6 protein-coding genes are annotated in these 6949 nt (G+C 72.1%); 3 read left to right on the forward strand and 3 right to left on the reverse strand.

Translation table 11 applies throughout. The annotated features are described in order from the left end of the window. Positions 1-2 precede the first annotated feature (2 nt). Together Pen02_RS07350 and Pen02_RS07355 are read left to right on the forward strand one after the other, a co-directional pair. A complete protein-coding gene (locus Pen02_RS07350) occupies positions 3-815 on the forward strand; it encodes a ribonuclease HII (protein ID WP_203865151.1) in 813 nt (270 codons plus the stop codon). Then, entirely contained in the window at positions 812-1135 is a 324-nt protein-coding gene (locus Pen02_RS07355; RefSeq protein ID WP_007075222.1) for a DUF2469 domain-containing protein, read from the forward strand. The genes Pen02_RS07350 and Pen02_RS07355 overlap by 4 nt, the downstream gene beginning before the upstream one ends. A gap of 314 nt (positions 1136-1449) precedes the next feature. Here the strand turns inward: Pen02_RS07355 and Pen02_RS07365 are convergent, their stop codons facing one another. Continuing rightward, the gene (locus tag Pen02_RS07365; protein WP_239140190.1) at positions 1450-2787 is read right to left on the reverse strand and encodes a sulfite oxidase; all 1338 of its coding nucleotides are present in this window, start codon (positions 2785-2787) and stop codon (positions 1450-1452) included. A gap of 630 nt (positions 2788-3417) precedes the next feature. Between Pen02_RS07365 and Pen02_RS07370 the strand changes: the two genes are divergently transcribed. Continuing rightward, positions 3418-4146, forward strand: a complete 729-nt coding sequence (locus tag Pen02_RS07370) for a murein hydrolase activator EnvC family protein (protein WP_203865152.1) — start codon at positions 3418-3420, stop codon at positions 4144-4146. Positions 4147-4276: 130 nt separating this feature from the next. Here Pen02_RS07370 and Pen02_RS07375 read toward each other — a convergent pair whose 3' ends face one another. Next, the gene (locus Pen02_RS07375; RefSeq protein ID WP_203865153.1) at positions 4277-5467 is read right to left on the reverse strand and encodes an aminotransferase class V-fold PLP-dependent enzyme; all 1191 of its coding nucleotides are present in this window, start codon (positions 5465-5467) and stop codon (positions 4277-4279) included. A 357-nt stretch (positions 5468-5824) separates the two neighbouring features. Beyond that, the gene (locus tag Pen02_RS07380) at positions 5825-6766 is read right to left on the reverse strand and encodes a tyrosine recombinase XerC (RefSeq protein ID WP_203865154.1); all 942 of its coding nucleotides are present in this window, start codon (positions 6764-6766) and stop codon (positions 5825-5827) included. Positions 6767-6949: the final 183 nt, after the last annotated feature.

The raw sequence follows: 6949 nt of genomic DNA on the forward strand, positions 1-6949 counted from the left end.
CGGTGCTGACCCCACCCCGTACGGTGATCCGCCGCGAGGGCGGAATCTACGCCATGGAACGTGCCCTGCGGCGACGAGGCTTTCCGCACGTGGCCGGGGCGGACGAGGCGGGTCGGGGTGCCTGCGCCGGTCCGCTGGTGGCCGCCGCGGCGGTGCTGCCGGACGGCCGGCGGGGCGAGATCGAGGGGCTGGCCGACTCGAAGCTGCTCACCCCGGCCACCCGGGAGCGGATCTACGCCGAGGTGGTCGACCGGGCACTCGCGTACGCCGTGGTGGTCATCCCGGCGGTGGAGGTCGACGCCCGAGGGCTGCACGTGTGCAACCTGGCGGCGATGCGGCGGGCGCTGGCCTCCCTCGCCGTCGTGCCGGACTACGTGCTGACCGACGGGTTCGGGGTGGACGGGCTGGGTGTGCCGGGGCTGGCCGTCTGGAAGGGTGACCAGGTCGCCGCCTGTGTCGCGGCGGCGAGCGTGCTGGCCAAGGTCACCCGAGACCGGATCATGGTGGAGCTGGACGACCAGCACCCCGGGTACGGTTTCGCCGAGCACAAGGGATACATCACCGCCGAGCACAGCGCCGCACTGGAACGTCACGGCCCGTGTCCGGAACATCGCTTCTCGTACGTCAACGTCGCGACCGTCTCCGGCCGGGTCGGTCGGCCGCCGCGCTCCCGCCGGCCGGCGCACCTCGCCGGGAACGAGTCGATGGCGCACGGGGACCGGGCAGGGAGTACCGTCGGCGTGGCGTTGGGCGAGCGGCTTCGACGGTCAGCGTTGGTGGGGGAAGATGTGGCCATGGAAGGCGGAGTGGGATGAGCGCGGAAGATCTCGAGAAGTACGAGACCGAGATGGAGCTGCAGCTCTATCGGGAGTACCGCGACATCGTTCGCCAGTTCTCCTACGTCGTGGAGACCGAGCGGCGGTTCTACCTGGCGAACCAGGTCGACCTGCATGTCCGCAACTCTGACGGTGAGGTCTACTTCGAGGTGGAAATGCACGATGCGTGGGTCTGGGATATGTATCGACCGGCGCGCTTCGTGAAAAATGTCCGAGTAATGACGTTCAAGGACGTCAACGTCGAAGAACTCGAAAAGCCGGACATCTCCCTTCCCGCTGATTCTGGATTCGGCGGTTGATCGTCATTGCTCCTCGACCTGCCGGTCGCCCCGGCAACCGCCGGCCCGGCGGCATGGCGGACGTCCCGATAGCCGACAACCCGAGCGAACGCCGCCTGCACGCGTAGCGCCGGCTCGCCGTGCCCGGACCGTCGGCTGGTCGGGGCTGACCGGCCGACCGCCCCGCAGTCGTCCCGAAAGTTGTGCTCCGGCCCGGCGACTGATCGCCCGCCATCCCCCGACCGGCGGCTGACCGCCCCGAACCCGGTGTTTCGGACCCGGCGGCGCGACGATCGACCGGGGTGAGCCGCCGCGCCGCCCTGCCGCCGCCAGCCCTAGAGATCGTCGGTGACCACGACCTCCACCCGCTGGACGAGATTGTTCGCGAAGCCACCCCGGTTCCACGGCTGGGTGATCGGCTGGGTACGCCCGGACGCGTCGGTGGCCCGCGCACCCAGCACGTACCGGCCGGGGGTCGCCGGCCACTCGTACCGCCAGCCGCGCCATGCCCAGCGCTCGTCGACGGTCGGGCCGCCGTTGCCGAGCTGGGCGCTGGCGTTGTCGGACGTCGTGGACCTGGCGGCCGGCGTCGTGGACCCGGCCAGCTCGCCGTCCGGCGTCGTAGGCCCCGCCGAACCGGCGCCTGACCCGTTGGCGGCGCCCGATTCGTTGAGGGTGTTCGACCCGTTGGCGGAGGTCGATTCGTTGGCGGCGCCCCACTCGTTGGCGGAGCCCGACCGGTCGGCCGGACCGGCCGGGTCGAGGGTGGCGGGGACCCAGGTGACACCCCCGTCCGTGGTCACCTCGACAGCGGTCACCGGAGCATGCCCGGACCAGGCCCGACCCTGCACCGTGCACGGACCCGGCCGGACCACCCGGATCCGGGACATGAAGTCCGGAAAGCCGGGCGGCTGGACCAGCGCCCGTGGCTCGATCCGGGTGACCGGAACGCCCGGGTCGTCGGCCGAGGTGCGCAGCCGGTACGCCACCGCGTTCTGGTAGCCGTCGAACTCCCGGTCGAGCACGCTGATCCGGGTCAACCACTTGACGTGCGCCATGCCGTACCAGCCGGGCACCACCAGGCGCAGCGGCGCTCCGTGCTGCGGGAGCAGCGGTACGCCGTTCATCTCGTACGCCAGCAGCACCTCCTCGCGCAGCGCCTCGGACACCGGCAGTCCGCGCTGGTAGTCCTGCTCGACGCCGCGTTCCACCCCGTGGTCGGCGCCGGTGAACACCACGTCGACGGCGTCCGCCGCGAGCCCCGCCTCACGCAGCAGCGGCGCCAGCGGTGTGCCGGTCCACTCGGCGGTGCCGACCGCCTCGGAAAGCCACGGCTGGCTCACCGGCCGAGGTGTCAACAACGCCCGACCGTTGCCGGCGCACTCCAGGGTGACCCGCCGGGTGACCCGGGGCCGGGCACGCAGGTCGGCGAGGCTGAAGGTCAGCGGCCGGTCGACCCGGCCGTCGATGGTCAGCAGATGCCGGTCGGCGTCCAGGTCGGGGATGTCGTAGTGGATGAGCAGGTAGTGCAGGCCCACCGGGGTGACGTCGTAACGGAGTGCCTCCAGCGGAAGCGCGTGGTTGCGTGCGGCGAGGCCCAGCTCCTCGAGGCTGATGCCCTCGTCCGCATCGGCCACCCGGGAAGGCCGGCTCACGTCGTCCACTGTGGTCATCGCCGCTCCTCGTGCCGGTGACGGGCGTGATCCCGCCTCGGGCTGTCCAGCCTAGGCGAGGCGGCTTCGCCAATGCCCTGCCGGCCCAGGTCACCGGGGGAGCCGTGTCCGGTTTCGGCCTTCGTACCCGTCGCTGTTCCGGAGGTCGGATCCCGGCCGCCCTGTGAGACACGGTGAAGTCCCTTCGTCCGCTGGTCGACTTCGAGATCGCTACCTCTCGCGGCCCGGTTTCCGTCGCTGCTGCCGGTGCTGCTCTCCTCCGGTGCGGGGCCGGCTCCGGTTATCGGCCTTCTGGGGGCTGGGGCTTGGAACGGTCCACCGGAGTGCCCGTTCAACCTCCGGCCCGACGGTCGATGTCGCGTTCCCGAAGCACGATCCTGCGGTCCGGTGCGTGCCGCCTTCGGTGTCCAGCTTTCGTGCCCGTCTGACGTCCGGGCGCTTGCGGTTCGGTGGCTGCCGGCTCCGGTTCGGCGAGATCGGGGGCCGTTCGTCGGCTGCATGGAGGTGGGGCGGGGCCGGACATATCAGATCGTCGGGTGTCGTGGGGGTTGTCCACAGCCGGGTCGGTTGTGCACAGGTTGCCGTCCGGGCGGTTGCGGGAGGCTGGTGGCGGCGCGACGCTGCACGACCATGACGAACAGATGGCCCGGCCGAGGGCTGGCGGTCGTACTTCCGGTGTTGCTGCTGGCGGGGGCTCTGCCGGCGATCCGGCCCGGCGCCGGGGCCACGGGGGAGCCGGTAAGGCGTGGTGCCACCCCGGCCTGGAGCGGCGGGACGTTCGCGGACGCGGTGGCCGTGATCTCGGCCAGCGATCCGGCGCCGCTGCACCCGGCGGCACCGGTCCACCTGGTGGGCGGGTTCGTGGCCGCATCAGTGCGTGGGGTGGCGCCGGTGCGGGGTGACTTCCGGTGGCCACTCGACGGGGCGCCAAGGGTGGTCCGCCGGTTCGATCCGCCACCGCAGCCGTGGCTGGCCGGACATCGCGGCGTCGACCTCGCCGCGCCGGCCGGCGCGACCGTCCGGGCCGCCGGGCCGGGGGTGGTGTACTTCGCCGGTAGCGTCGCCGGCCGGCCGTTGGTCAGCGTCGCCCATGCCAACGGACTACGCACCACCTACGAGCCGGTGCGGCCAGGGCTGGCGGCCGGGGATCCGGTCCGGCCGGGAGATCCGCTCGGCGTACTGCTGTCCGGCCACCCGGGTTGCGCGGCGGCCGGATCCGCCTGCCTGCACTGGGGCCTGCGCCGAGGTGACGAGTACCTCGATCCGCTGCTGCTGCTTGGACTCGGTCGGGTTCGACTGCTGCCGGTCGCGCCCGACCGTACCTCCGGCCGGTCGTCTCGCCCCCATCGGTGGCAGTAGTCGGTCGGCCACTGGCGGCGGAACCCGGCGACCGGATCGGCGCTGACAGCTCAGCCTCGAACGCAGTGAATGGATGGCCGGGCCGGCCCAACGATGAGTCGTCGGCCGACGGCGGCTGTCCAGTCGTCGCTCAGCCGAGCGTGGCGAGTAGGGCCGGTAGGCGTTCGGCGAGGCGGTCGTACTCGTCCGCACGGTTGTAGATCTGGCCGGACAGTCGTAGCCAGCCGCGTTCCCGCCACGGGTTGACGGCGACCTCCGCGCCGAGTTCGTCGCCGATCCGCTGCCGCAGGGCGATGGCGTCGGGAAAGGTGGTGCCGATGCCGGCCGGCAGCGGAAGGAGCCGCATGGACACCGTCGGTCCGCCGGGTTCGATCAGGTCGGCCGGCGCGATGCCGAGAGCCCGACCGACAACCCGCTGCCCGTACGCGGCCAGTTCCGCGTTGTGCGCCCGGACCCGATCCAGTCCGAGCGTACGAAGGGTGAACACGCCCACCGGCGCGGCGAGCCAGGGCGTGTAGTCGAGCGTCGCCTGCCATTCCACCCGTTTGGGGAAGCCGGACTCCTCCTCCCAGGAGACGGCCAACGGCTCCATCCGTGACCGCCACCGGGGCGCCACCACCAGCGCTGCGGTACCGCGCGGGGCGAAGCACCACTTGTGCAGGTTGCCGATCCAGAAGTCGGCACCGAGACTGTCCACCGGAACCGGCAGCATTCCGGGCGCATGCGCCCCGTCGACCAGCACCGGAACGTCGCGTTCCCGGGCCACGGCGGCGATCGCCGCTGCGGGGAAGAGCCGGGCGGTCGACGAGGTGAGCTGGTCGACGACGAGCAGCTTGGTACGGCCGGGTCGGATTCCGGCGCGGACGATCTCGACGACCTCCTCGTCCGTGGCGGTCAGCGGCACCGTCAGGGTCCGCCGGACGGCCCCGGTCCGACGCGCCTCCCGATCGATGGAGAGGGCGAACGAGCCGTATCCGTGGTCGGTGCAGAGCACCTCGTCGCCGGGCTCCAACCCCACCGACTGCAGCACGACGGCGGCTCCGATGGTGACGTTGCCGATCAGGGCGGTGCCGTCCGGGTCGGCACCGAGGAAACGGGCCAGATGCCGGCGGGCGTGGGTGATCCGGTCGACGAGTCCCCGGTTGAAGAACCGCATCGGGTTGGCCTCGGTCTCGTCCCGCAGCCGCTGCTGAGCCCGCTGCACCCCGATCGGCACCGCACCGTACGAGCCGTGGTTGAGATGGGCGACGCCGGGATCAAGCGAGAACAGCAGGCGGGCGCCGGGGATCGGCACGGGCGGCGGCGGCCCGGCGGTGCTCATCCGGTGATCGTAGCCGTACGCCGATGGGGCGCCGGCCGGGAACGCGAGATCCACCGGCAGCCCCGGCTACCGCCTGCCGTCTCTTCGACCCGCAGTTGTGACGCCTCTGCCTACCCCGACAACCTCCCACCTGCCATGAAGCCTGTGGCTGCCTCCGCCCGGCTGCCTCCGCCTGTGGCTGCCTCCGCCTGTGGCTGCCTCCGCCTGTGGCTGCCTCCGGCCCTGATTGTCCCGGGCGCCTGTGGCTGCTTTCCCCCGTGGCTGCTTTCGGCCGGTGGTTGTTCCGCCGCCGCTGGATGCTTCCGGCTCTGGATGCCTTTGCGGCGGTGGTCGGGGTCCGGTCGTCTGCTGTGGTGGTCAGGCCCGGGGGTGTGCCTGGCGGTACGCCGCCCGTAGCCGTTCGACCGAAACATGGGTGTAGATCTGTGTGCTCGACAGCGTGGCGTGCCCGAGGAGCTCCTGCACGGCGCGCAGATCGGCACCGCCCTCCAGCAGATGGGTGGCGGCCGAGTGCCGCAGCCCGTGCGGGCTGATCCGGGGCAGGCCCGTCATGCGGGCGTAGTCGTCGACGATCCGACGTACCACGGTGGGCTGGAGCCGCCCGCCGCGTACCCCGAGCAGTAGTGCGGCACCACTCGTCGCGCCGGCCAGGCGCGGCCGGCCGGTGGTGAGCCAGTCGTCGAGCGCCCGCTGGGCCGGCACTCCGTACGGCACGGTCCGTTCCTTCGCGCCCTTGCCCAGCACCCGGACCACCCGCCGGGCCGGATCGACGTCGCCGAGATCCAGGCCGCACAGCTCGCTGACCCGGATGCCGGTGGCATAGAGGAGTTCGAGCACCACACGGTCCCGCGACGACTCCGGTGACCCGTCCTCAGCGGGCGCGGTCACCAGTTCGCTCGCCTGTTCGGTCCGGAGTACCGCCGGCTGTTCGCGATGCGCCCGAGGACTGGCCAACTGCGCACCGACGTCGGTGTCCAACAGTCCCGACCGGTGCGCCCAACCGGTGAAGGTACGGGCGGACGCGGCGCGCCGGGCCAACGAGGCGCGGGCGGCCCCGAAGGTACGCAGTTTCGCGAGCCAGCTCCGCAGCACGGTGATGTCCAGGTCCCGGGGCTCGGCGCAGCCCATCCGAGCGGCATGGTCGAGCAGCGACACCACATCCGCGACGTACGCCCGGACGGTGTGCGTCGACCGGTTCTCGACCGAGGCGAGGTGCTGGGCGAAGTCGTCGACGCATTCCCGGAAGGGCGGCGCCAGGGCTTCGTGCCGGGCGCGGGTACTGCGACTGGGCTGGCTCATCACCCGCGACGGTGGACCCCGGACCCGGTTGCGTCAAGCCGGCTCGCCGCGTCTCGCCGGGCACTGGCTGCCTCGCCGCATCTGTTCGGCGATTCCGTCTCGGCCGCACGGCGGCACCGCGTCTGGCCGGCTCGCCACGTCGAGCGGTCTCAGGCCGGCTGTCCGGCATCTCGCGCTGTCGGA

The sequence above is a fragment of the Plantactinospora endophytica genome (genome assembly GCF_016862915.1).
In the GTDB taxonomy this organism is placed as follows: domain Bacteria; phylum Actinomycetota; class Actinomycetes; order Mycobacteriales; family Micromonosporaceae; genus Plantactinospora; species Plantactinospora endophytica.

Coding starts and splice junctions, on each gene's coding strand:
- Pen02_RS07355 (WP_007075222.1), top strand. CDS start 812: ATGAGCGCGGAAGATCTCGAGAAGTACGAGACCGAGATGGAGCTGCAG.
- Pen02_RS07365 (WP_239140190.1), bottom strand. CDS start 2,787: ATGACCACAGTGGACGACGTGAGCCGGCCTTCCCGGGTGGCCGATGCG.
- Pen02_RS07370 (WP_203865152.1), top strand. CDS start 3,418: ATGACGAACAGATGGCCCGGCCGAGGGCTGGCGGTCGTACTTCCGGTG.
- Pen02_RS07375 (WP_203865153.1), bottom strand. CDS start 5,467: ATGAGCACCGCCGGGCCGCCGCCGCCCGTGCCGATCCCCGGCGCCCGC.
- Pen02_RS07380 (WP_203865154.1), bottom strand. CDS start 6,766: ATGAGCCAGCCCAGTCGCAGTACCCGCGCCCGGCACGAAGCCCTGGCG.